We start from the raw sequence: 25,877 nt of genomic DNA, 5'->3' as shown, positions 1-25,877 counted from the left end.
TTATTATAAAAAATTAACATATTTTTATTTATTAATTGTTGACATATGTCAATTTTATTCGTACAATGTAAATAAATAAGGAATAAATAAAGGAAGTGAGTTTTATGAAAAAGAAATTAATCGCATTGTTTTTATCATTATGTATGGTGTTTACGCTTATTCCTGTTTCGGTTCAGGCGGCATCAAAACCTAACATTAAAATAGGTGATTATGTTCAAATGGGAAAGTACAACGGCAGTTCGATTTTGTGGCGTTGTGTAAGTATTGACGCCGACGGACCGCTTATGCTTGCGGACAAAATTGTTGACAAACTTGCATATGATGCAAAAACAAACGACAACAGCAATTCAAAATCACACAGCAGAAGCTATAAGCGTGATGATTACGGTTCTAACTACTGGAGGGACAGTAATATGCGTTCTTGGCTTAATTCAACCGCAACTGCGGGCAAGGTTGACTGGCTTTGCGGAAATCCGCCAAAAGACGGATATGTCAGCGGAACAGGTGCTTATAATAATAAAGCAGGCTTCTTGAATGAATTTTCAAAGGCTGAAATTGCGGCTATGAAGACCGTCACACAGCGTTCTCTCGTTTCTCATCCCGAATATAACAAGGGCATTGTCGAGGGTGACGCAAATTCCGATTTGCTGTATTACACCGACATTTCGGAAGCAGTGGCAAACTACGACAGTTCGTATTTTGAAATCACAACCGAAAAGGTTTTTCTTCTTGATGTAAAGCAGGCAAATGCCGTGTGGAGAAATCTCCAAGGCTATTATGTTGCGTATAATAATAACGGTATGGCTTGGCCTTATTGGCTTCGCACTCCTGTTACCGATTGCAATCACGATATGCGTTATATCAGCTCATCGGGTCAGGTTGGCCGTTATGCTCCGTGGTATTCCGATTTAGGCGTTAGACCGGCGTTTTATCTTGATTCCGAATATTTTGCTTCTGCTTCGGGCAACGGTTCGCAGAGCAATCCTTATGTCGGCTCTGCTCCGAGTAAGCAAGAGGACGACTATACAATTTCGGAACCTGCCGAGGATGCAAATCCGGATTGGAATGTCAGCACCGAGCAAAGCATTCAGCTTACCCTCGGCCCGTGGTATTCAAATGACGGAAAATACTCTAACCCTACAATCCCTGTTTATACCATCCAAAAAACACGCAGCGACCTTGAAAATATGGTTGTTGTTGTGTGCGGCGAGGGATACACAAAAAGTCAGCAGGGCAAATTCATCAATGATGTCAAACGACTTTGGCAGGACGCTATGAAATATGAACCGTATCGCAGTTATGCCGACAGGTTCAATGTTTACGCCCTTTGCACAGCTTCCGAATCAACTTTTGACAATGGCGGAAGTACCTTCTTCGATGTTATAATCGACAAATACAATTCGCCTTCTATTTCTAATAACCTCCACGGAAGTCAGTGGAAAAATCATATTTTTGAGAGATGTATCGGTCCTGAATTTATCGAGAAAATTCACGATGCTCATATCAAAAAAACAACCGACCCAAACACAATTCCGACAAAGCCAAACGGTGATTGGAACGAATATGAGCCGTATTACTATGTTCACGATTATATTGCACAGTTTGCTATGATTGTAAACACAAAGTCCGATTTCGGCGGTGCATACAATAACCGTGAATACGGATTTCACTATTTTATTACATCATCAGACAGTTACCGTGCGTCAAAAACTTTTGCTCACGAGTTCGGACACGGTTTGCTCGGTCTCGGTGATGAATACGGCACCGGATATTTGCTTGAGGATAAGGAACTTAAATCGCTCAATCTTTCTTCGGTTGAGGACCCCGAAAAGATAAAATGGCGTCAGCTTTTAGGCTTCAGAAACACATATACCTGCCGTAATGCGTACGGCTCAAAAATGCTTGTTTCAAGCTATGAATGTATAATGAGAGATACAAATTATCAGTTCTGCGAAGTTTGCCGTTTGCAGGGCTTCAAGCGAATGTCACAGCTTGTTAAGGATGTTGACCTCTATGTCGCTCCGCCTGAAGTAAAGGAGTATACAGGCGCTTATTCAAAACTGTCTGATTTTACCGACCTTGAAACAAGTTCGTATTATACTTATACATATAATCGCAACGACCGTCTTTTGAGCGGCAACAGCAAAAACAGATTCAGCACTGATATGAACGGCAAAAAAATCGAGCTTCGCACCGTTATCCAAAACATTTCGGACAAGAAAGCCCGTCAGCTTAAATTCAAAATGTGGATTAAACATTCCGACGGAAGCACAGCAACCGATTCTTCGGGCAATCCGCTCCAAACAACGCAAACATTCGACATTCCTGTTTGGGATGACAAGCCGAATTTCTGGGCACTCGGTGCTTTGGACCATATTAAAAGCGACTTTGATTCAGGCTTGAAGAGCTGCTCCCTTATCTATCAAATTCCGTCAGATGCACAGCTTAAGAACGGCGACACCGTGGCATTTCAGGTGATTGACGAAAACGGAAAGGTACTCGCCGATGACAATACCGAAACACAGCGTTACACATCTGTTACAGTTCAGTATAAATTCGAGGATGGCTCTGAAATTCCAAACACCGCCGGCGGCACATTTACTGTCCCATATGGCACAAAACTTGATTTAACACCGGCAAAAACACTTTATGATTATGAATTTGTAAAGGCTGACGGTTTGAATGAGCCTGTTGTTTCGGACGGCACGGTTGTTACATATTATTATAAAAATAAAAATGTAGAACACGAACACACATATTCCCCTTGGAAATATAATAACAACGCTGTGTACAATTCAAGCACCGATTATACCGACGGCACGGCAACACGCACATGTTCCGAATGTGGCAAAAGCGAAACAAAAACGATTGCCGGCACAGGCTTGCTTCGTGCAAACAGTGCTTCGGTAGTTCTTGACGCTTCGGTTACACTTAACATCGGTATTGACAAATCCCGAACATCACCGTTTGAATCAAGCTTTATTCGAGTTGAATTCGGCGGCGAAAGCTACGATTTGACCGAACCGTCAGCAAAGACAACTACCGACCGTACATATTATGATTTTGACAAGATTTCACCGGAAAAGTTTGCCGATGAGGTTACTATCACTCCGTATGGTGTTACTTCCGACGGAATCGAGTGCAAGGGTCACCCGGTAACATATTCAATCAAGAATTATTGCTATACTCAACTTAACAAAACCCCAAGCCAAAACCTCAAATCGCTTCTTGTAGAACTTCTTTACTACGGCGAAGAGTACCAGAAATACAGAGGATACAATACCGACAATCTTGTAACTTCGGACCTTACGGACGAGCAGAAGAAGCTCCACACAACAGATACTTTGGATTACAGCAATGTTGCAAATTCAAAATATCAGCTTAACCCTAACGGAACTGCTAAAAATGAAGTGAATTTCAAATCGGCTTCTATGCTTCTCGAGGGCAAAGTTATTCCGAGAATTAAGGTTGAAATTTCAAGTTCGACAAGCATAAACGATTATACATTCCGTTGGACTGTTGACGGTCAAAATACCGAATTTACATATGCCGAACATCCGGATTGGTTTACTCAAACAAACGGCTCGGCAAATGACAAGAGAGCGTACTATGTTGATTGCACTGTTCTCAAAGCAGATCAGTTTTCAACACCGTTTTATCTGACTGTGTTTAAAAACGGTACGCAGGTGTCAAATATGCTTCAATACAGCGTTGAATCTTATGCAACGGGCTCAACGGTAAAGAATAATGTTAAGCTCAAATCACTTGTTGACCAAATGCTCCGCTACGGCAGAGCCGAAAAAATCCGATTGGGACAATAATCAAAAACGCCCTATGGTGAATTTGTTTCGCCATAGGGGTTATTTTTTGTCAGTAAGTCCAAGTATATAATCAACACTGACACTATAGTATTTAGAAAGTTTAATTAAAATATCTGTTGGAATATCCCTCAATCCGTTTTCGTATCGGTAATACTGTGGTTGTTTCATTCCAAGATATTCTGCAAGTTCTTTCTGAGTTTTGTCGTTATCCTCACGCAAATCTTTTATTCTGCGATATAAAGCTATAATTACATCCGTCCTTTCTATAACTGTTTGGTTATTGACATCATAGCATTATTGTGATATACTTTAGTCAAAATATAACCGTTTGGTTATAAAAGGAGGAGAAGTATATGGCAACAATATATCAAATGAGAGATTATCTCAAAATAGCTACTGCTATGGAATCGGATGTTTACACAAGCAAAAAATTGGTTAATAAGCTTTTGAGCAGAATTAATACACTGAATTCGACGAATTATTATACCGAACAAAATTATTTGATGGACAGTATAAAAACTACGAGTGTTGAAAAAAGAAAGAGTCATCTTTCAAAAGGTGTAAAAGTTTTTATTATTATGTGTGTTATTTCATGTGTGATTGCGGTTTTGTCTCTTTCTCTTTTTGTGTCGAGCAAAGAATTACTAAAAAATATATTTTTATATGGTGTATCTTTCGGGATGTGGGCGGTAATTATAGGCGTAATTGTCAGAATTAAAAAGAAAAATGCAAAAAGTGAAGCTAATAATAATCGACGTATTAACGAACATAAATTACAAGAATCCAAAATTCTAAAGCAGAAAAACGATTTAATTATTGATGATTATACTGTTCAATTACAGGAGGCAAGACGACAGTTAGATGTATCGTTAAATAATTTAAATAAATTATATAGTGAAAATCTTTTGCCGGCATCATATAGAAATTTTGTAGCTGTTGCAACAATGTATCAATGGCTTCAATATGGAATTTGTACTGAGATATACGGTCACGGCGGTCTTTTTGACAGATATGATTACGAACTTAAATTTAATAGAATAATAGGTACTTTGGATGAAATAAACAGTAAACTTGATTCTGTAATTGAAAATCAAAGAATGCTCTACGATGAAATTCAACGTGGTAATCAAATTGCGGAAAAAACATATCAAAGCGTACGTAATATTGAAAATAATACCGATAGAATGTCAAAAGATATAAAACAAATTAAAATTAACAGCAATATTACAGCTATGAATACTGCAAGAACTGCAACAATGAATGAATATATGTATTATCGTTCATTATATTATTAATAAAGGAGAATTAATATGAATTCCGAATATTTGGCATGGTTTTATGATAATGAAGAATATTTTTCTGATGAAGGTAAAAAAATAATACTTCAGAGTCTTGAAGTATGTGATGAAAGCACATTTCAACAAATAACCAAATTGAAGTTAAAAGAACCAGGCACGGCTGTTTTGTTAGCATTGTTTTGTGTTGACCGTTTTTATTTAAAAAGCACATTATTGGGATTCTTAAAGATAATTACACTCGGTGGATTTTTTATATGGAATATAATTGATATTTTTACTGCAACCAAAAGAGCAAAGGCTTATAATAACAAAAGCGTACTTCAAGTTCTTAATCCGTCGGCAGTTCAGTATGTTAAGGGAGCAGATTTGGTAAATGTTATGAATTCTGCGGAAAAGACAACAAAAGTCGTTAATGAAGTTATTGATTTTATTGATACAAAGAATAATCAATATACTAATATTCATTATTAACAAAAAAGCTGCGAGCATTTTGCTCACAGCTTTTTTCAATCCTCAAGCATTGTGGTGTTGCGGAACATAAGGCTGATGCACCACACAGCCGCAAGGCAAACGAGGGTGTAGATTATTCTCGACATAATTGCAGCTTGACCGCCGAATATCCACGCAACGAGGTCAAATTTAAAAATGCCGATAAGTCCCCAGTTTATTCCGCCGATGATTGTCAGGATTAATGCTATTCTGTCAACTATCTTCATAAAAAACAACTCCTTTTGGTTTTAGTATTGCCCAAAAGGAGTTTTATTATTCTATGTTGATTTTAATTAAATTGTTGTTGCCAAAAATTCGATTTCGCCGCTGATTTCAAATTTTTCGTGATTTGCAGGGATAAGGAAGCTGTCGCCTTTTTTTGCGTTTCTGCCGTCGATTGTGCCGTTACCCTCAATCACCAAAATGTGCATAAATGAATTGCCGTCAGTTTCAAATTCGGCTTTGTCTTTTATTTCAAATCGCTCAACATTGAACAAATCGCATTTTGTGATGAGCTGTTCATCATATCCGTCTTTATGCTTTGTTTCGCCCATAGGCTTTATGTCGTGGGTTGGAGGAACAGTCTTTGAAACATCAACCGCCTTTTTGATGTGCAACTCTCTCGGCTTGCCGTCAGCACCGACTCTGCCGTAATCGTAAACTCTGTATGTGCAGTTTGAATTTTGCTGAATTTCCGCTATCATTGCACCTTTGCCGATTGCGTGCACAGTGCCTGCTTCGATGAAAAATGTATCACCCTTTTTAACATTAACAACATTCAGCTTGTCGAGGAGGGTGTTGTCCTCAATTGCTTTTTGAAATTCTTCCTTTGTAATTTCGTTTTTAAAACCGTAAATAAGTGTTGCACCCTCAAGTGCGTCAAGAACATACCACATTTCGGTTTTGCCGAATTCGTTTTCAACTTCTCTTGCATATTCGTCATCCGGATGCACCTGAATGGAAAGATTGTCGTATGCGTCAATAAGCTTTATAAGAATAGGAAAATACGGGTATTTTTCCGCATTTTTGCCAAGAACCTCAACAAGTCCAACCTCATTAAGAACGCTTTGAAGTTCTTTGCCGTCATATTTTCCGCCGTCTATTGTGTTCATTCCGTCTTTGTGGCAGGCAAGCATCCAGCCCTCGGCTGTTTTGTCAAATCCTGTTTCAAAGCCGTAATCATCGTGAAGTCTGTTGCCGCCCCAAATGTAGTCCTTAAATATCGGTTTCAGCTTTAATATTTCCATAGTTATACCTCTTTTGTGTATAGATGTATTTAATATAATATCAAATTTAGGCTTCACATTCAAGCCGTTTTGTTGTAAAATAGTAAATATATTTTTTATAATGGAGTTACTATGGCAGTTTTGGATGTTCAAAATTTAACATTGTCTTTTGGCGAAAACACTCTTTTCAGCAATGTTTCTTTTGATATTAAGGAAAAAGAAAAGGTGGGTCTTATCGGCTGTAACGGTGCGGGAAAGACTTCGCTTTTCAAGATTATAACAGGTGAGTATACCCCTGATGACGGTGCGTGCTTTATTTCAAAGAATTCCCGATTGGGATATATGGAACAGCACACTTGCAGTGAAAACAAGACTGTTTGGGATGAACTTGTGTCTGTTTTTGACGATTTGATTGTCGTTGAAAAAAGACTTGAAGAAATTACCGAACTTCTCACAAAAGGTGAGGGAAACCAAACAGAACTTATCGAAGAACAGGATAGACTTAATACGATTTTCACCCGTGACGGCGGACTTACATACAAAAGTATGACTCGTTCCGCACTTATCGGACTTGGCTTTGGCGAGGACGATTTTGCTATGCCAACAGCAAAACTTTCAGGCGGTCAACGCTCAAAACTCATTCTTGCAAAACTTCTTTTATCAAAAGCTGATTTTTTGCTTCTTGACGAGCCGACAAACCACCTTGATATCAAGGCTGTTGAATGGCTTGAGGGCTTTTTAAAGGACTTTAACGGTGCGTGCCTTATCGTGTCGCATGACAGATATTTCCTTGATAAAATCACCACCAAAACAGTTGAAATAGAAAATAAAAAATGCCGCTCGTATATCGGTAATTATTCGGAATTTCTTGTAAAAAAAGCCGCAGAGCAAAAGGCTATTGAAGAAAAATACGAAAATGATATGAAAGAAATTGCCCGACTTGAGGGGATTATCGAACAACAGAGGCAGTGGAACAGGGAAAAGAATATCAAAACCGCCGAAAGCAAGGAAAAAGTTGTTGAACGAATTAAGGCACAACTTGTTGTTCCCGACAGCAAAGTTGCTCGAATTCGCTTTGATTTCACTCCAAAATGCGTGAGCGGTGAGGATGTTTTGTCGGTGTCCGATTTGAAAAAATCATTTGGCGACAAAACCATCTTTTCACATGCAAACTTTGAGGTAAAAAAAGGCGAGCGAGTGTTTCTTCTCGGTGATAACGGCTGCGGAAAAACAACGCTCTTAAAAGTTTTGATGAAAGACTATATTCCCGATGGCGGCACATTCAAGTTCGGCTCAAATGTGTTCACCGGTTATTTTGACCAAGTTCAGGCAAAACTTGATTTAACCAAAACCGCAATAGAAGAGGTGTGGTCGTCGTTTCCGTCAATGAGCGAAACTTCGGTTAGATCGGCACTTGCGGCTTTCTTGTTCAAAGGTGATGAGGTTTATAAAAATCTTTCCGATTGCTCCGGCGGTGAAAGAGCACGAATAGCACTTCTCAAATTAATGCTCGGCAAATTTAATTTTTTGCTCCTTGACGAGCCGACAAATCATCTTGACGCTTTTTCAAGAGAAGAATTTGAAAACACGCTTCTTGATTATTCGGGCACAATGCTTATCGTGTCGCACGACAGATATTTTATTAACAAACTTGCCTCCCGTATTCTTGAACTTACTCCGACAGGTGTTAATGAATATCTCGGCAATTATGATGAGTACATCGACAGAAAAAACAGAGTTGCTTCGCAAGAAGTTGTTGAGAAAAAGGAAACCGTAAAAAAGGTTAACGATTACCTACTTAAAAAGGAACGCCGTTCTCAGCTTCTTAAAATGAAAAATCGACTTGCAAAGGTTGAAGAAGAAATAGAAAATACGGAAATCGAAATTGATGAGATTAATTCAAAACTCACCACATCGGATTACGAAGAACTTATGGACCTTACGGCAAAACTTGACCGCAAGACTCAATATAGGGATATTCTCTATACCGAGTGGGAGGAATTGTCTGAAAGATTGACAGAAGCAGAGGAATAATTTATAATCACTTTATGAGAAAAATTATAATTATAGGCGGCGGTGCGGCAGGTCTTATTGCCTCGGCAACAGCCGCAAAGCGTGGCGAAGATGTCACGGTTATAGAAAAGAATTCACGCCCTGCACGCAAAGTTATGATAACCGGTAAGGGTAGGTGTAATGTAACAAATGCTTGCTTCGATTTGGATGACTTGATTAATAGCGTTGTCACTAACAAAAGGTTTATGTATTCGGCATTTTCATCTTTTATGCCTTATGATACCATTGCTTTGATAGAAGAAATGGGCGTGCCTACAAAAATTGAACGAGGCAACCGTGTCTTTCCGGAGTCGGATAAGGCGGTTGATATTGTTGACGCTCTTGTAAAAAACGCTAAGCAAAGCGGAATTAAGTTTGTTGAGGGCACTGTCACTTCATTTAATACAGAAAATAATGTTATAAAGTCGGTTAATCTTGCCGACGGAACTATTGTTGACGGTGATGCTTTTGCAATTTGCACAGGCGGCTTGAGCTATCAGTCAACAGGTTCAACAGGTGACGGATACAAACTTGCCGAAAGCGTCGGACACAGCATTACAGATATTGAGCCGGCACTTATATCCCTTGTCGCTTCAAACGGCTTTGTGCCAAAACTTCAAGGTTTGTCGCTTCGCAATATTTCAATCAAATTGCTTGACGGTGAAAAGGAAATTTATTCCGATTTCGGCGAAATGCTGTTCACTCATTACGGTGTCAGCGGTCCTGTAATTTTGTCCGCTTCGTCACATATGACTCACCCAAAAGAGCATAACTACAAAATCGTTATTGATTTGAAACCTGCTCTTGACGAACAAACGCTTGATAAACGCATACAGCGAGATTTTGCCGAGAATACAAATAAAGATTTTATTAATTCTTTGTCAAAGCTCTTACCAAACAAGCTTATTCCTGTTATAGTAAAGTTGTCGGGTATCGAGCCGTCAGAAAAGGTAAATCAAATCACAAAACCGCAAAGACAAAATCTTGTGCACCTTTTAAAGAACTTTACCGTTAATATCAGCGATTTCAGACCGATTAACGAGGCAATTATCACTTCGGGCGGTGTTGATGTAAAAGAGATTAACCCCAAAACCATGGGTTCAAAAATCATTGACAATCTTTTCTTTGCCGGAGAGGTTATCGATGTTGACGCTTATACAGGCGGATTTAATTTGCAGGTAGCTTTTTCAACAGGCTATCTGTGCGGAATGAATATATAAATGCAGAGAGGTATTTTTATGATTAATGTGGCTATTGACGGACCTGCCGGAGCAGGTAAAAGCACTATTGCAAAGGCTGCCGCCAAGGAACTCGGCTTTATTTATGTAGATACGGGCGCACTTTATCGTGCCGTTGCTTACAATGCCGTTAAAACAGGTGCTATTGATGATGAACAAAAAATTATCGATATGCTTGATTCAACAAAGGTAGAACTTAAATATGTAAACGGCGTTCAGGCGGTGTATCTCAACGGTGAAAATGTGTCGGCGTTTATCCGTACACCCGAGATTTCTATGGGAGCAAGCAAGGTTTCGGCAATACCACAGGTCAGAGCCTTTCTTCTTAATTTGCAAAGAGAAATTGCAAGTACAAATAATGTCATTATGGACGGTAGAGATATTGCAACGGTTGTCCTTCCGAATGCCGATGTGAAAATTTTTCTTTTTGCTTCTCCCGAATGCAGAGCAGAAAGAAGATATAAGGAACTCATCGAAAAAGGCGAAGAAGTCAGCTTTGATGATGTTCTCAAAGATGTCAATCAGCGTGACTATCAGGACTCTCACAGAGAGATTGCACCGCTTAAACCAAGCGAAGAATCAATTATGGCAGACACTTCCGAACTTACTTTGCAGGAGTCAATTGATTTAATAGTTAATACAATTAAGGAGAAAATTCAGTGAAAGAATTTGATTACTCAACCGTAAAAGATTATAAGCTTTATAATTTCGTAAAAAATGTGTTCAAGCCTCTTATCAAAATGGTGTTCCACACCGAGTACAAGGGAATTGAAAATATCCCTCCAAAGGGTACAAAATATATTTTGGCAATCAATCACACGCACGCACTCGATCCTGTGTTTGTTGCCGCACCAAAGGAAGTGCCTACACTTCATTTTATGGGCAAGGCGGAGCTTTTTGAAAATCCGATTGCCGCATGGTTTATGACTCATATGCAAACATTTCCCGTTCGCAGAGGCAAGGGCGATACTTCTGCTATTGAATATGGCGAAAAAATTATTCAAGAGGGTCATGTAATGGCTATCTGTCCCGAGGGTAAGAGAATCAGAGGCAAGGGAGGCAGACCTCAAAAAGCAAAGGCAGGCGTTGCTATTATTGCAAAGGCCACAAATGCCGGCGTTCTTCCTGTCGCAATTTGCTGTGACGGAGAAATTAAGGCAGGCAAAAAGGTTACTGTTTCTTACGGCAAACTCATCACTCCCGAGGAAATGAATTTTGATAAAGAAGATTTCGGCAGAAGTGACATTTCAAATGCAGCAGGTATGGTTATGGACAGAATAACAGAGCTTTGGGAGGCTGAACAAAAGTGAGTAAGCAAATAATACTTGCAAAAACAGCAGGCTTTTGTTTTGGAGTAGACAGGGCGGTTAATCTTGTTTATGAACTTGTCGGCGAGGGCAAAAAAGTTTGCACTCTCGGTCCGATTATTCATAATGCCCAGCTTGTTGCCGATTTGGAGAGCAAGGGCGTAAAGATTATTGATGACATTTCAGAAGCACCGCAAGGTTACACGGTTGTTGTTCGTACCCACGGAGTTGAAAAAAATGTTCTTGACGAACTTGAAAATAAAAATATCGATTTTGTAAACGCAACCTGTCCGTTTGTCACTAAAATACACAATATCGTTAAAAAGCAGGACGAAAACACGGTTGTTTTGATAGCGGGAGATAAAAATCATCCCGAGGTTTTGGGCATAAAGTCATACTGTAAAGGCCCGTCATTCGTGTTTAAAGATGAAAAGGAACTTGAAAAAATTATACAAGATAACGATATTGGACAAAAAAGCAGCGTGATTTGTGTCGCTCAAACGACATTTTCGCTAAATGAGCAAAAAAAATGCAAAAAAATATTCAAAAAACTATGTACAAACTGTAAAATATTTGATACAATATGTAATGCAACGTCCGATAGGCAAAATGAGGCTGAGGAATTATCAAAAAAATCCGATGCTATGATTGTTGTCGGCGGGCGTCATTCATCAAACACATGTAAATTGCGAGATACAGGCGAGGCTAATTGTCCCACCTTTCTTATTGAAACGGCGGATGAGCTTTCCTCCCTTGATTTGAGCACCTACAATGTGATTGGTGTAACTGCGGGGGCGTCGACACCCTCGGTAATAATCAAGGAGGTACTCAAATCCATGTCCGAAGAAATTAAAGAAAAGGAAGTTGAAACAACTTCAGCCGTAACTGAAGAAGTTGTGGAGACAGCAGAAAACGCTGATAAGGCTACAAAGCCTGCTGTCAAAGCATCTGCTGATGGTGAGGCATCCTTTGAAGAATTACTTAACGAATCTTTCAAGGAAAACGAAAACAGCAAGGTAGTTACAGGTACTGTAGTAAGAATTACTCCTACAGAAGTATTTGTAGATGTACCGGGCAGAAAGCAAACAGGCGTTGTTGCATTTGACGATTTGTCATCAGACAATATCTCAAAGTGCGAGGATGTAGTTTCCGTAGGTGACGAAATCCAGCTTGTTATTATGAAAACAGATGATCAAGACGGCGTTCTTAAACTCTCAAAGCGTTTGTTCGACGCAGTAAAGGGTTGGGAAGACATCGTAGCTGCTAAAGAAGCAGACGAAATTCTCGAAGGTCAGGTTACCGCAGTTATTCGCGGCGGCGTTCTTGTATCTGCAAAGGGAACAAGAGTATTTGTTCCTGCATCACTTACAGGTGTTCCTCGTAATCAAGAACTTTCGGTTCTCAAGGACGCTACTGTAAGATTTAAGATTATCGATATCAATCCTTCTCGCAGAAGAGCTGTAGGCTCAATCAAGGTTGTAACAGATGCTGAAAGAAAAGAAAAGCAAGAAGCACTCTGGGCAACTCTTAAAGAAGGCGATAAGGTTAAGGGTACTGTTAAGTCACTCACATCATACGGTGCATTTGTTGACCTCGGCGGTATCGACGGTATGATACATATTTCCGAGCTTTCATGGTCAAGAATCAAACACCCTTCAGAGGTTGTTAATGTTGGCGATGTAGTAGAAGTTACTATCAAGTCACTTGACGAAGAAACAAAGAAGATTTCACTCGGTTTCAAAAATATCGAGGACAATCCGTGGGAAATCCTCAAGAGAGATTATCCTGTAGGTTCTGTTGTTGATGCCAAGATTGTTTCATTTGCAACATTCGGCGCATTTGCAAACATCCTTCCGACAGTTGACGGCTTGATTCACATCAGCCAAATCTCTTGGGACAGAATCAAGACTCCTCAGGATGTTCTTAAAGTCGGTGATGTTGTTAAGGCAAAGATTATCGACATCGACTTTGATAAGAAGAGAGTTTCTCTTTCAATGAAGGAACTTCTTGACAAGCCTGAATCAGCAGAAGATGCCGCTCCTGAAGCAGAAGAAACTGCTGAAGAAGCAACAGAAGAATAATTGAACTTTACCGCTTCATTTTTGAAGCGGTATTTTTTTTGCTCAAAACACTTGACTTAAAGTTAACTTTAAGTGCTATAATGCAAAAAAAATAAATTAACGGAGGCTTTATTTATGTTACTTGAAAATGTAAATTCACCTGAAGATATTAAAAAAATGACAGACGGTGAACTCATACAACTTGCCGAAGAAATCAGAAAGGCACTTTATACAAAACTTGCCGCTCACGGCGGACATTGCGGACCGAATTTCGGTATGGTAGAAGCAACCATAGCACTTCATAAGGTATTTAATTCACCTAAGGATAAATTTGTTTTTGATGTTTCTCATCAAACTTATCCGCATAAAATGCTCACAGGCAGAGCCTACGGTTTCCTTGACCCCGCAAGATATGACGATATTACAGGCTATAGCTCACCGGAAGAAAGTGAACATGATTTCTTTACCGTGGGTCATACTTCAACATCAATCAGCCTTGCCTGCGGTCTTGCCAAAGGCAGAGATTTAAACGGCGGAGATGAAAATATAATTGCCGTTATCGGTGACGGCTCACTCAGCGGCGGCGAAGCTCTTGAGGGTCTTGATTTTGCTTTTGAACTTAAATCAAATTTGATAATTGTCGTTAATGACAACGATATGTCCATTGCCGAAAATCACGGCGGTCTTTATAAAAATCTTAAGCTTCTCCGTGATACCGACGGTAAAGCAGAATGCAATCTTTTCAAGTCAATGGGACTTGATTATGTTTTCGTTAAGGACGGTAACAATATTAAGGCTCTTACAGAAGCTTTTGAATCGGTTAAAGACAGCAAAACACCTGTTGTTGTTCATATTGTTACCGAAAAGGGCAAAGGTTTCCCGCTTGCAGAGCAAAACAAAGAAATTTGGCACTGGTGTATGCCGTTTGATGAAAAAACAGGCAAATCAAAACTTGATTTTGAAGGCGAAGATTACGGTTCGTTAACCTGCGACTATCTTCTTGATAAAATGAAAAAGGATAAGAGCGTTGTTGCAATTACTTCCGCAACTCCTGCCGTATTTGGATTTACAAAGGACAAAAGAGATTTGGCAGGTTCGCAGTTTATAGATGTCGGCATTGCCGAAGAAACCGCAGTCGCAATGCTTTCGGGTATTTCAAAGAACGGCGGCAAGCCTGTTTATGGCGTATACAGTACATTTATTCAAAGAACTTACGACCAACTTTCTCAGGATTTATGCATTAACAACAATCCTGCAACCATTATCGTTTTTGCCGCTTCGGTATTCGGTATGAACGATGTTACCCATCTCGGTATTTACGACATTCCGATGATGTCGAATATTCCAAATCTCGTTTATCTTGCTCCTGCCACAAAAGAAGAATACCTTGCAATGCTTGATTGGAGTATTGAACAAAGAGAACACCCTGTTGCAATCCGTATTCCGTGTTGTGAGTTTATTTCAACAGGTAAAAAGTTCACAAAGGATTTCTCCGTTCTTAATAAATATGAGGTAAAAGAGCAGGGCAGTGAGGTTGCGTTTATCGGCCTTGGAACTTTTTATCCGCTTGCTGTTGAAGCCGCAAAGCTTTATGAGGAAAAGCATGGCGTAAAAGCTACCGTTATCAATCCTTATTATATTACAGGCGTTGATACAGAACTTCTTGACTCTCTCAAAACAAATCACACAAAGGTTGTTACAATAGAGGACGGTATTCTTGACGGCGGCTTTGGTGAAAAAATCACTCGTTTTTACGGCAACAGCGATATGAAAGTATATAATTTCGGCTTAAAAAAGGAATTTCTTGACAGATACAATGTGTCCGAAATCCTTAAATCAAATAAACTTACTCCTCAGCAAATTATTGATGAATTATAAAATATTTTGACAGTATAATTTGTTTTAGTCGTTTTTTTGGTTGACATATCTTTTTTATTATGATATATTTGTTTTCGGTGATAAAATGGATGTTACGGCAGAAAACGAAGAACAATTGGGCAAGGCAATGAATCGAAATGATTTTGAAAAAAATCTTTCGGTTAAAATTAAATATTTGATTTTGTTTATCGGCAAGGAAAAATTAGGTAAATATATTTATAATGTAATTTATAAAAACATTCCCGAAGAAAAGAAAAACGATAAGGCTTATGTCAGACATTTGATTTATGAATTGTTGCTTTACAAATATTATTACGGCTTTAAATATGAAGAATATTTTTTGTTTGATTTTGAAAACAAAACCTTTGAAGAGCGTATGCAGTTTGTAGGTAACTATGAGCGTCACTTTACATTTAAAAAAATCGGAGATAAAAATATAAAACATATTTTTTACGATAAATATCTGACTTACCAAACTTTTGAACCGTTTTATAAGCGAAAGGCAATTAAAGTCGGCAAAGAAGATTTTAAGGATTTTTGCAATTTTATCAATGAATATAAGAGGATTATTGCAAAGCCTTTGTGCACATCGCAAGGAGCCGGCATAAGATTTGTTGATTGTTCCGATAACAAGACACTTCAAAAAGAATTTGACAGTATGTTTTTGGTTAGCGATTACTATATTCTGGAAGAAATTGTGCATCAAGGGGAACAAATGGCGGCTTTTCATCCGCAATCGATAAATACCGTTCGCTTTGTTACATACTATAACGGCAAAGATACTCCTTATCTTTATGCTGTTGTTAGAATCGGTGTCGGAGAATCCATTGTTGATAATTTGAGTGCCGGAGGAATTGCGGCTGCTGTTGATTTGAAAACAGGCAAACTCATAACCGATGCCTACAGAAAAATTACCGATTATAAAGAGGTATTTGAGGTTCACCCCGAAACCGGAGTTCGTATTAAAGGAAGTCAACTTCCGGATTGGAACGAGCTTTTGAGTATAGTTGATAAAACCATAACAGTGGTTCCCGAACAAAAAATTGTCGGTTGGGATTTTGCATATTCCGATAAAGGTTGGGTGCTTATAGAGGCAAACACAAGCCCGTATTTTTCAATACAAGTTTGCGGTATAGGAATAAGAAAACAATTTGAATATATAAAAAAAGACTCGTTCCGTTAATCGAAACGAGCCTTTTTCTTATCTTATTTTTATTATTTCGTTAAATACGGCAGTCATTTTTTTACTTATCTGCAAGTCGATGTGGAGTGAGCCGAAAAACCAATGATTATATTCAACATTTTTCATCAGTTCCTGTAGATATGTGTTAATCGGTGTTTGCTTCATAGCTGAGTTTGTATGAAGCCTGATGAAATCTTTTGCCATAGCCGGTGCTTCATGTGTGATAACATAGTCAACGGTAAAGTCGGCATCCTTGAGGTTGTCCGCACCGTTTTTCATTTCTTCGGCATTAGGCATTTCGTCCTTCCACCAGCTTTCGCCCTCTTTTCGCATATCTATGTCGTCGCTTTCGCCGCCGCCCATACAAAAGAAAGTTTTGCCGCAAAAGGTAAATATTTCGCCCCTCATCAAGTGGAAGATGTTAGGACTGATTTTGTGTGCCGTTCCGCCTTTAAACCTGTACGGTCTGTAAGCGTTGAGCATATCAAAATTTTCATGTGCACCGTCAACAAAGCAGATGGTGTATTTTTTCTTTGAAAGGGTTTCAATAGCCTTTTTTTCTTTGTCGCTTCCGTCCCATAAAAAGCCAAAGTCACCGCAAATAATAAGGATGTCGTCATCATTCAGCTTTTTAAGCTTTGGGTTTTTGAATAGGCTCAAATCACCGTGGGTGTCGCCTGTAATATATACCATTTAAGTTTACCTCAAATTAAATTTAGTCTTTTATTATCAAATAATTTATGTTATGATGTATTTATAATATAATTTATTTTGTGAGGTGTCAAGTGTATGAAAAAACTACTTTCAGTTTTTATGAGCATTGTTATAGTTTCGCTCACTGTTTTTTGCGTTCCTTTTACGGCAAAAGCGGCAACTTATACTCCGAATGTTACCATATATGCCGACGCATATATGCTTATCAGTCTTGATGATGATTCTTATCCCGTTGTTGCGGAAAAAAATGCGGATAAAAGAAAATATCCTGCTTCGCTTACAAAAATCGTTACCGCTATGGTAACTATAAACAAAGTTAAGGATTTGTCGCAAACCACTACCGTTTCAAAGAATGCTATTGAAACTCTTTATGGTACGGGTGCTCAGGTTGCCGGGCTTAAAATCGGTCAAACCATAACGATAGAGGAACTGTTGTATTTAACAATGGTTCATTCTGCCTGCGATGCGTGTGAGGTTCTTGCCGAATTCGTCAGTGGCAATATCCCTGCTTTTGTTGAAGAAATGAACAAGTGGGTAAAATCGCTTGGCTGTAAGGATACAAATTTTGTAAATCCCGACGGTTTGCATGACCCTAACCATTACACCACTCCGTCCGATATGGCAAAAATTACTCTTGCCGCAATGAAAAATGATATATTTAATAAAATTTCATCAACACAGCAGTATAAGTTTGGTAAAACAACTTTTATTCACACCAATTATATGCTTGATAAATTCCATATTACATATTATTATAAATATGCACAGGGTATCAAAACAGGTTCAACCGAGCAGGCGGGTTATTGCGTAATCACAAAAGCCTCAAAAGGCGGTTATAATTATCTTGCAATCGTTATGGATAGTCCTATTAAAACCCTTGACGGTATCAAAACAAAGTGCTCGTTTATTGATGCAAAGTCACTTTTCGATTGGGCATTTGATTCGCTCAAATATACCACCGTTGTTCGCAAAAACGATGTTGCATATGAAGTGCCTGTTAACAACGGTAAGGACGCCGATACCGTTCAACTTGTTGTTAAAGATGACATTACAACCCTTGTGCCAAGCACACTTGACCCGTCAAATGTAATTATTGAACCTATCGACCCTCCTGAAAGTCTTGACGCACCGGTAACAAAGGGCGATTCTGTTTGCAAAGCAAATGTGATTTTCGGTGAAAAAACAATTGTTACCGTTGACTTGGTAGCGGCAAAGACAGTCGAGCTTTCAACATTTTTAAAAATTCTCAACGCTCTTAAAAAGTTCTTTACAAACAAAATTGTTTTGCTTGTTTTCGGACTTGCCGTTTTGTTTATACTGATATATGTTATTACATTTGTCAGACGCCTTCAGCGTGATAAAGAACGCATTGCAAAACGCCGTAGGGAACAGGAAGAACTTGACAAACAGCTTTACGGAGATGATGATTATCTTCCGCCGCCTCGTCCAAGAAGGTAAATGTAATTAATAAAAGTAAAAGCCGTCGCAAAATTTTATCTTGCGACGGCTGATTTTTATTGTTTTCTTAATTCTTCTACAAATTTTTCAAGTTCTGCTTTTTTTTCGTTATTTAACATACGATATTTTGCAATCAAGATACTTTCTTTTTTTGATAGGGTGTTCGAATTTACAGTGGTTCTTGATTTATTATACATCGGACTGCTTACGGAAAAGTCATTGTCGCTTTTGTAAAATTCTTCAACGCTTGTTCCGAATATAGTGGCAAGTGTCAAAATTTGAACGGTATTAGGCAAGGTATCGCCGCTTTCCCACTTGGTGTATGTGGTTCTGTCAGTACCCATAAGTTCGGCGATTTGATGTTGAGTCAAATGGTTTATTTCTCTAAAATATTTTATATTTGTTTTAATATTTTCTCTTATAATGTAATCATTTTTGTTCATAAAACTCCCCCCTTAAGCCTTATATTTGGATTATATCATACTCATTCGACTAAAATCAACAAATATATTCTTTTTTCATTATTTATTAATAAATGGATAAAAGCACGCTTTTTTGCAAATAATTACTTTGTACATAAAACGAAAAGGATGATTATGTGCAATATTACAATAAGGTAGAAATTTGCGGAATAAACACAAATGATTTAAAACTTCTTAAAGAAAGTGAAAAAATAGAACTTTTAAAAAAAGCTCAATCCGGTGACCAAAGAGCAAGGGACGAACTTATTAACGGCAATTTGCGTCTTGTCCTTTCCGTTGTTCAACGCTTTGCCAATAGGGGCGAGGGAATGGATGATTTGTTTCAGGTCGGTGTTATTGGCTTGATTAAAGCAATTGACAACTTCAATACTGCCCTTAATGTAAGGTTTTCAACTTATGCAGTACCTATGATAATCGGGGAAATACGCCGCTTTTTGCGTGACAATAATCCAATCAGAGTAAGTCGTTCACTTCGTGACACGGCATACAAAGCAATGCAAGTTAAAGAAAGGCTTACAAATAAGTATAATAAAGAACCCACCGTTGATGAAATTGCCAAAGAACTTGATATGAAAAAGGCTGATGTAGTGATTGCTCTTGAGGCTATTGTTGACCCTGTGAGCCTCTATGAGCCTGTTTATAACGACGGGGGAGATACTATATTCGTTATGGACCAAATCGGCGATAATTCCACCGATTCGGATTGGGTAGACGAAATTATGATGAGGGATAAGCTCAAAAATCTTGATGATAGGGAACACCGCATTTTGTATATGCGTTTTATGCAGGGTAAAACACAAATGGAAACCGCAGAGGAAATCGGCATTTCTCAAGCACAGGTGTCACGGCTTGAAAAGAATGCACTCAAAAGAATAAAGAGCGAATAAATAAAGACGAGAAGCAAAACACTTCTCGTCTTATATATTATTCTTTTACTCCGCTTAATTGTTTCCAATGGATTTTGCAGTATTCCTTGCCGTCAATCGGCGGATAATCCTTGTCATCAACTTTCGCTTCGTTCATACAATCGTATTCACCTACATATGCACATCTTTGGGCACTTTCGCCACCCTCTGTCATTGCAGGAATGTAGCTCAAACAAAACAGCCCTGCAATAACCACAACGATTGCAATAGGTGCAACCTTTGGGTTAATCTTTTTGAACAGCGGAGTGACATCGATTTTGTCAAGAAACTTAATCTTTGCAATGATGTTGCATGCAAGCACTGCAAGAGCATAGCCGAGGCAACCTGCAACAACGCCTACAACAAGACCTGCCAAAACATCGCTTGCGTAGTGAACCATCAAATATACACGGCTTCCCATTGTGCAAATTGCGATTGTCGGGAACAACCAGCAAATCTTTTTGTGGTCTTTTTTGAAGCAGATGAACATTGATGTTGCAATTTCAAATGCTGCGGTTGTGTGACCTGACGGGAACGAGTAATCGCTTTCGCTGAGCATTCCTGCACCCTTGTACCAAGCAAAGTATTCCGCAACACCCTGAAGCGTGTTGTACGGTCTAACTCTCAAAAACATAGGCTTAACGATTACATTCGTTACAAGTGTACCGATAACGATTGAAAAAATCAATGCCGCACCGTACTTTCTTGTTTTCTTAAACAGGCAAAGAACCGCACCGAAAACCACCATCGGAATTACAAATCTTTCATCACCGAATGATGTGAAAAACTTTGCAACCTGTGTCAAAAATCCGTTTTGCATGTGACCGAAGAAGCTGAAAACCCATAGGTCAAAGTTGTAAAATATGCTGTCAACCCTCTCGCCGAGCGTGGCAGCCGCAAGTAAAATAGCGTTCATATTTCTCTCCTTATTTGTTTATTGTTTTTAATACAGTACTACTATATCAAATTTTTGCTCTCTTTTCAATAACAATCTTGTCATATTTTTCCGTTTGTGCTACTATTAATTTGGAGTGTGATATTATGCTTATACTTACATCGGACGAAATCCGAGCAGTAGAAACAAATTGCTTTAAATATTATTCAACCGAAGCCGAGTTAATGCTTAAAGCCGGTACAGCCTGTGCCGACAGTATTATTGAAAAATACGGCGATAAATTAATTAACAGGAGTGTTTCGGTATTTTGCGGCAACGGTAAAAATGCAGGTGACGGTTTTGTTATCGCAAGACTTCTTTATGCTCACGGTGCAAATGCAAAAATCGTGCTTTGCGATAAGGCACCCGAAATTGCCGAACCGCTTAAATATTATAACGAAGCGGTTTCAAGCGGTGTGCCGGTAGAATTTTTTGGCGAGAGCAGTGCAAATGCCGACTTTATTGTTGACTGCATTTTCGGTATAGGCTTTCATGGTGAGGCCCGCAGTCCGTTTGATAAGATTTTTGAGTCTGTGAATAAAAGCGTGGCAACCGTAATTTCTGTTGATACACCGAGCGGCACAAACGCTACCGACGGCACAGCTTGCAAAAATGCCGTAAAAGCCGATTTTACAATAGCAATTTCAACACTTAAATATTGTCATGTTCTTCCGCCGTCAAACGCTCTTTGCGGCGAAACTAAAACCGTTAATATCGGTATTCCCGAGGATTGTTATTCATTCGGCTATGCACAAACGATAACTCAAAATGAAGTAAAAAAAATTATCCCTCCTCTTGATTTTAATGCGAACAAAGGTTCAAACGGTCATCTCCTATGCCTTTGCGGTTCCTACAAAATGCCGGGTGCAGCTGTTATTTGCTGCAAATCCGCAATCAGGAGCGGTGCGGGACTTGTAAAATTGACAATACCAAAATCGGCATATCCTATTGTTGCATCGCACCTTGTTCAACCGATTTTCAATCATGTTGAGGAGTCAAACGGAATGTACAGCGAAAAAGCTCTTGAAGAAATATCAAACGATATGCAGTGGGCAAGTGCAATAGTTCTCGGTTGCGGTATGGGCGTCAGCAATGATACAAGAAAAATCACCGAATTTGTGCTGAAAAATTCAAAAGTTCCCGTTATTCTTGATGCCGACGGTATAAATTGCATAACTTCGAGCATAGATATATTAAAGGATGTTAAAGTACCTGTTGTTCTTACGCCGCATCCGGGCGAGATGTCACGGCTCGTGTCAAAATCGGTGGGAGAAGTACAGTCCGACCGTATCGGTATTGCAAAGGATTTTGCAAAGAAGTACGGAGTAACGATTGTATTAAAAGGTGCAAACACCGTAGTTACGGACGGAGAAACGGTGTTTGTAAATATGAGTGGCAATCCTGCAATGGCTATGGGTGGTACGGGTGATATGCTCAGCGGAATTATCGGCTCGTTTGTTGCACAAGGAATAAATCCGTATGACGCAGCAAAGGCAGGCGTGTATATTCACGGATGTGCCGGTGATGAAGCCGCAAAAGCCGTAAGCCAAAGGGGAATAACCGTTTTTGATATGATAGACCGACTCGGTGCTTTAATGTCCAAATATTAATGCAAGAGTTGATTTTATGAAAAAATTAATATCATTTTCAATGTGCCTTGTGTTTCTGCTTTTGTGCGGTTGTTCAACCGTCAAAAGTACAGTTGAGTTAAAGCCGAAATATTCTCAAACCGCAACGGTCAAAATGGGTGATTATTCCTATTCAGCCAATGTAAAGTTTGACGGTAAAAGCGTGTACATAACCCCCACTTCAACAAATGCAAGCGGAATGACGATTTCCTGCAACGGCAAAGAGGTTGCTTTTTCAAGGCGAGATATGCTCACAAAGGCGGACAAATCAAAGGTTTCCGCCTATAATCCCGCCGTGCTGTTTTATGACGCAATCACAACTGCTTCGGATTGTAAAAAGGTTGATAACGCTTATGTTTTTGACGGCAAAACTTCGGTCGGCAACTTCACTTTGACAGTCAATCAATCATCGGAACTTGTCAGTTTTAATATCCCCGATGCCGATTTCAGCATTGAGTTTGATGTTAACAGTAAATAAAGTTAATAAATATATTATATAAATAGCAAAAAAGGCTTGATTTTTCAGGCCTTTTTTGTTATAATGCTAACGCATTCGTAAAAAAGAAAGCGAATTCGCACACAATGAGGTTGAGCCAAAGGTTACAAAATAGGCTCTTGCCATACTTCATTGTGGAGGATTAACCTTAAAGGAGGAAATGAAAATGGCAAATGTAGTTTCTATGAAACAGCTTTTAGAAGCAGGTGTACACTTTGGTCACCAAACAAGAAGATGGAACCCTAAAATGGCTGAATACATCTTCACAGAGAGAAATGGTATTTATATCATCGATCTTCAAAAGACAGTAAAGAAGTTGGACGAGGCTTATATGTTCGTTCGTGATCTCGCAGCAGAAGGCGGAAGCATTATCTTTGTCGGTACAAAGAAGCAGGCTCAGGAGAGCGTTAAGGAAGAGGCTATCCGTTGCTCAATGCCATATGTAAATGCAAGATGGCTTGGCGGTATGCTCACAAACTTCAAGACAATCCGCGGTCGTGTTGCTCGTCTTGCTCAGCTCAAGAAGATGCAAGAGGACGGCACATTCGATCTTCTTCCAAAGAAGGAAGTTGCAGGTCTTGAGCTTGAAATTGAAAAGCTTGAGAAGTACCTCGGCGGTATCACAGAAATGAAGAAGATTCCTGATGCAATGTTCATCGTTGACCCACGCAAGGAAAGAATCGCTGTATCAGAAGCAACAAAGCTCGGTCTTCCAATCGTTGCTATCGTTGACACAAACTGCGATCCTGATGAAATCGACTATGTAATTCCTGGTAACGACGACGCTATCCGTGCAGTAAAGCTTATTGCCGGTGCTATGGCTAACGCTGTTATTGAGGGTAGAGACGGCGCTGATGCAGTTGCTCCTGAAGAAGCTCCTGCAGCAGAAGAAGCAGCTGAATAATTTATAACTTAATTTTACTTTATTATATTGGAGGATATTATTATGGCATTTACAGCACAAGATGTAAAGGCTCTTCGTGAGAAGACCGGCGTTGGTATGATGGAGTGCAAAAAGGCTCTCGTTGAAGCTGACGGCGATATGGATAAGGCTATCGACTTCCTTCGTGAAAGAGGCCTTGCAGCTGCACAGAAGAAGGCATCAAGAATTGCCGCTGAAGGTGTGGTTCTCCCTTACTATGACGAAACTGCAAAGAAGGGTGTTGTTCTTGAGGTTAACTCAGAAACAGACTTCGTTGCAAAGAATGAAAAGTTTATGTCTTTCGTAGAAGGCGTTGCAAAGACAATCCTTGCAACAAATCCTGCCGATGTTGAAGCTCTTAAGGAAGAGAAGTTCAACGGCACAGACAGAACTGTTACAGAAACACTTAACGACCTCGTTCTTGCAATCGGTGAAAATATGAAAGTTCGCCGTTTTGAAAGAATGGACGGTATCGTTTCAACATACATCCATGCCGGCGGCAGCGTTGGTGTTATGGTTGGTTTTGATGTTGCAGACGAATCAAAGGCAGCTGATCCTGAATTTGTAGCTATGGGCAAGAATGTTGCTATGCAAATCGCAGCTATGAATCCTGAATATTTGAGCAGCGAAGACATCTCTGCAGAAGAATCAGAAAAGATGCACTCAATCACTGTTGACAGTGCTCTCAACAAGCCTGATTCACTTCCTATTCCAATCCTCAGCAAGCTTATCGACGAAGCTATCAACGATAAGAAGTGGACTGATGAAGACATCACAATTTATCAGGGTCTTGACAATAAGCAAAGAAAGAACTTCACAAACTTCATTTCTAAGGAAGCTCTTGAAATTCTTGCAGGCATCGCAGTTTCACACAAGGACGAAATCGTTGACAACAAGATTTTCACAGGCCTTGTAAAGGGTAGACTCCAGAAGCAAATCAAGGAAGTTTGCCTTCTTGAACAAGACTTCGTTCGTTCAGATCTCTTCCAGGGTTCGGTTGCAGGCTATATTGAAAGCGTTGCAAAAACTCTCGGCACAGAAATCAAGGCAACAAACTTCATCCGTATGATGAAGGGCGACGGCCTCGAAAAGAGAGAAGAAAACTTCGCAGAAGAAATTGCAAAGCAAATCAACGGTTAATTAAACATTTAAGAGCATCTCGAAAGAGGTGCTCTTTTTTGCAAATATTTTATAACATAGGTGTTTTATGAAAAGCTATTCAACCATTCTTTTTGACCTTGACGGAACACTCACAGATTCATCGCAGGGGATTATTAATTCTATCATTTATGCACTTGAAAAGTTTGATATTAATGATTATGAAATGTCACTTTTGAGAAAGTTTTTAGGCCCTCCGCTTCACGAATCATTTGAAAAATACTTTGGTTTTGATAAGGAAAAATCTTTGCAGGCAGTAAAACTTTATCGAGAGTATTTCAGCACAAAAGGCTTGTTTGAAAACGAAGTTTATTGCGGTATAACCAACCTGCTTCAAAATCTTAAAGAAAACGGAAAAACTCTTATTGTTGCCACCTCTAAGCCTCAGCCGTTTACTGACAGGATAATGGAGCATTTTGACCTCGCAAAATATTTTGATTTCATTGCAGGTTCAAATTTGGATACTACTCGCTCAAAAAAGGCAGAGGTAATTGAATATGCGCTTAATGAATGTAATATCAAGGACAAATCCAAAGTTGTAATGATTGGCGACAGAGCAGAGGACATGATTGGTGCTCAATCAGTAGGTATTGATTCAATAGGAGTAGAATATGGATATGGCACCTTT

At 39.2% G+C, this 25,877-nt stretch carries 23 protein-coding genes; 17 read left to right on the top strand and 6 right to left on the bottom strand.

Annotation, left to right across the window (positions count from 1 at the left end; translation table 11 throughout):
• Positions 1-104 precede the first annotated feature (104 nt).
• Positions 105-3,821 carry a M64 family metallopeptidase gene (locus tag Q0E08_RS05490; protein ID WP_294777792.1) on the top strand — a complete coding sequence of 1,239 codons (3,717 nt, stop codon included), beginning with the start codon at positions 105-107 and terminating at the stop codon, positions 3,819-3,821.
• 39 nt (positions 3,822-3,860) lie between these two features.
• On the opposite strand, the gene Q0E08_RS05485 is transcribed toward Q0E08_RS05490, so the two are convergent.
• Positions 3,861-4,049 (bottom strand): helix-turn-helix transcriptional regulator, encoded by a 189-nt coding sequence (locus Q0E08_RS05485; protein WP_366775004.1) that lies wholly within the window; start codon positions 4,047-4,049, stop codon positions 3,861-3,863.
• A 125-nt stretch (positions 4,050-4,174) separates the two neighbouring features.
• Here Q0E08_RS05485 and Q0E08_RS05480 point away from each other — a divergent pair, with 125 nt between their 5' ends.
• Together Q0E08_RS05480 and Q0E08_RS05475 are read left to right on the top strand one after the other, a co-directional pair.
• Positions 4,175-5,116 (top strand): hypothetical protein, encoded by a 942-nt coding sequence (locus Q0E08_RS05480; RefSeq protein WP_294777790.1) that lies wholly within the window; start codon positions 4,175-4,177, stop codon positions 5,114-5,116.
• A gap of 15 nt (positions 5,117-5,131) precedes the next feature.
• Positions 5,132-5,590: a TM2 domain-containing protein gene (locus Q0E08_RS05475; RefSeq protein ID WP_294777788.1), complete on the top strand. Its 459-nt coding sequence runs from the start codon at positions 5,132-5,134 to the stop codon at positions 5,588-5,590.
• A gap of 35 nt (positions 5,591-5,625) precedes the next feature.
• Here Q0E08_RS05475 and Q0E08_RS05470 read toward each other — a convergent pair whose 3' ends face one another.
• Positions 5,626-5,829 carry a DUF378 domain-containing protein gene (locus tag Q0E08_RS05470; RefSeq protein WP_294777961.1) on the bottom strand — a complete coding sequence of 68 codons (204 nt, stop codon included), beginning with the start codon at positions 5,827-5,829 and terminating at the stop codon, positions 5,626-5,628.
• A gap of 72 nt (positions 5,830-5,901) precedes the next feature.
• The gene (manA, locus tag Q0E08_RS05465) at positions 5,902-6,855 is read right to left on the bottom strand and encodes a mannose-6-phosphate isomerase, class I (RefSeq protein WP_294777786.1); all 954 of its coding nucleotides are present in this window, start codon (positions 6,853-6,855) and stop codon (positions 5,902-5,904) included.
• A 111-nt stretch (positions 6,856-6,966) separates the two neighbouring features.
• On the opposite strand from manA, the gene Q0E08_RS05460 reads away from it, so the two are divergent.
• From Q0E08_RS05460 to Q0E08_RS05430, 7 genes are all read left to right on the top strand, one after another.
• Entirely contained in the window at positions 6,967-8,868 is a 1,902-nt protein-coding gene (locus Q0E08_RS05460) for an ABC-F family ATP-binding cassette domain-containing protein (protein WP_294777784.1), read from the top strand.
• Positions 8,869-8,882: 14 nt separating this feature from the next.
• Complete coding sequence (locus tag Q0E08_RS05455; RefSeq protein ID WP_294777782.1) at positions 8,883-10,106, top strand: NAD(P)/FAD-dependent oxidoreductase; 1,224 nt, start codon at positions 8,883-8,885, stop codon at positions 10,104-10,106.
• An 18-nt stretch (positions 10,107-10,124) separates the two neighbouring features.
• Positions 10,125-10,787 carry a (d)CMP kinase gene (gene cmk / locus Q0E08_RS05450; protein WP_294777780.1) on the top strand — a complete coding sequence of 221 codons (663 nt, stop codon included), beginning with the start codon at positions 10,125-10,127 and terminating at the stop codon, positions 10,785-10,787.
• Positions 10,784-11,434, top strand: a complete 651-nt coding sequence (locus Q0E08_RS05445) for a 1-acyl-sn-glycerol-3-phosphate acyltransferase (RefSeq protein ID WP_294777778.1) — start codon at positions 10,784-10,786, stop codon at positions 11,432-11,434. The genes cmk and Q0E08_RS05445 overlap by 4 nt, the downstream gene beginning before the upstream one ends.
• On the top strand, positions 11,431-13,512 hold the full coding sequence (locus Q0E08_RS05440; RefSeq protein WP_294777776.1) for a bifunctional 4-hydroxy-3-methylbut-2-enyl diphosphate reductase/30S ribosomal protein S1: 2,082 nt from the start codon (positions 11,431-11,433) through the stop codon (positions 13,510-13,512). The genes Q0E08_RS05445 and Q0E08_RS05440 overlap by 4 nt, the downstream gene beginning before the upstream one ends.
• Before the next feature lie 114 nt (positions 13,513-13,626).
• Positions 13,627-15,369 carry a 1-deoxy-D-xylulose-5-phosphate synthase gene (locus tag Q0E08_RS05435; RefSeq protein WP_294777775.1) on the top strand — a complete coding sequence of 581 codons (1,743 nt, stop codon included), beginning with the start codon at positions 13,627-13,629 and terminating at the stop codon, positions 15,367-15,369.
• A gap of 85 nt (positions 15,370-15,454) precedes the next feature.
• Entirely contained in the window at positions 15,455-16,552 is a 1,098-nt protein-coding gene (locus Q0E08_RS05430; protein ID WP_294777772.1) for a sugar-transfer associated ATP-grasp domain-containing protein, read from the top strand.
• Between the two features lie 18 nt (positions 16,553-16,570).
• Here the strand turns inward: Q0E08_RS05430 and Q0E08_RS05425 are convergent, their stop codons facing one another.
• Positions 16,571-17,245: a metallophosphoesterase gene (locus tag Q0E08_RS05425; protein WP_177663945.1), complete on the bottom strand. Its 675-nt coding sequence runs from the start codon at positions 17,243-17,245 to the stop codon at positions 16,571-16,573.
• A gap of 96 nt (positions 17,246-17,341) precedes the next feature.
• On the opposite strand from Q0E08_RS05425, the gene Q0E08_RS05420 reads away from it, so the two are divergent.
• The gene (locus Q0E08_RS05420) at positions 17,342-18,724 is read left to right on the top strand and encodes a D-alanyl-D-alanine carboxypeptidase family protein (RefSeq protein WP_294777770.1); all 1,383 of its coding nucleotides are present in this window, start codon (positions 17,342-17,344) and stop codon (positions 18,722-18,724) included.
• Between the two features lie 56 nt (positions 18,725-18,780).
• Here Q0E08_RS05420 and Q0E08_RS05415 read toward each other — a convergent pair whose 3' ends face one another.
• Positions 18,781-19,167 (bottom strand): helix-turn-helix transcriptional regulator, encoded by a 387-nt coding sequence (locus Q0E08_RS05415; RefSeq protein ID WP_294777768.1) that lies wholly within the window; start codon positions 19,165-19,167, stop codon positions 18,781-18,783.
• 155 nt (positions 19,168-19,322) lie between these two features.
• Between Q0E08_RS05415 and sigG the strand changes: the two genes are divergently transcribed.
• On the top strand, positions 19,323-20,093 hold the full coding sequence (gene sigG / locus Q0E08_RS05410) for an RNA polymerase sporulation sigma factor SigG (RefSeq protein WP_294777766.1): 771 nt from the start codon (positions 19,323-19,325) through the stop codon (positions 20,091-20,093).
• Between the two features lie 37 nt (positions 20,094-20,130).
• Here the strand turns inward: sigG and Q0E08_RS05405 are convergent, their stop codons facing one another.
• On the bottom strand, positions 20,131-21,027 hold the full coding sequence (locus Q0E08_RS05405) for a phosphatase PAP2 family protein (RefSeq protein WP_294777764.1): 897 nt from the start codon (positions 21,025-21,027) through the stop codon (positions 20,131-20,133).
• A 125-nt stretch (positions 21,028-21,152) separates the two neighbouring features.
• Between Q0E08_RS05405 and Q0E08_RS05400 the strand changes: the two genes are divergently transcribed.
• The 5 genes from Q0E08_RS05400 to Q0E08_RS05380 all read left to right on the top strand — a co-directional run.
• On the top strand, positions 21,153-22,655 hold the full coding sequence (locus Q0E08_RS05400; protein ID WP_294777763.1) for an NAD(P)H-hydrate dehydratase: 1,503 nt from the start codon (positions 21,153-21,155) through the stop codon (positions 22,653-22,655).
• 16 nt (positions 22,656-22,671) lie between these two features.
• Positions 22,672-23,151: a hypothetical protein gene (locus Q0E08_RS05395; RefSeq protein WP_294777761.1), complete on the top strand. Its 480-nt coding sequence runs from the start codon at positions 22,672-22,674 to the stop codon at positions 23,149-23,151.
• A 184-nt stretch (positions 23,152-23,335) separates the two neighbouring features.
• Positions 23,336-24,073: a 30S ribosomal protein S2 gene (rpsB, locus tag Q0E08_RS05390; protein ID WP_078768090.1), complete on the top strand. Its 738-nt coding sequence runs from the start codon at positions 23,336-23,338 to the stop codon at positions 24,071-24,073.
• A 42-nt stretch (positions 24,074-24,115) separates the two neighbouring features.
• Positions 24,116-25,231, top strand: coding sequence for a translation elongation factor Ts (gene tsf / locus Q0E08_RS05385; protein WP_294777757.1), 1,116 nt, complete (start codon positions 24,116-24,118; stop codon positions 25,229-25,231).
• Positions 25,232-25,298: 67 nt separating this feature from the next.
• A partial coding sequence (locus tag Q0E08_RS05380; protein ID WP_294777755.1) for an HAD-IA family hydrolase occupies positions 25,299-25,877 on the top strand: 579 nt, incomplete at its 3' end.

This window comes from uncultured Eubacterium sp. (assembly GCF_934561735.1).
In the GTDB taxonomy this organism is placed as follows: Bacteria; Bacillota; Clostridia; order Oscillospirales; family Acutalibacteraceae; genus Eubacterium_R.
This window is presented reverse-complemented; position numbering and strand designations above follow the sequence as displayed.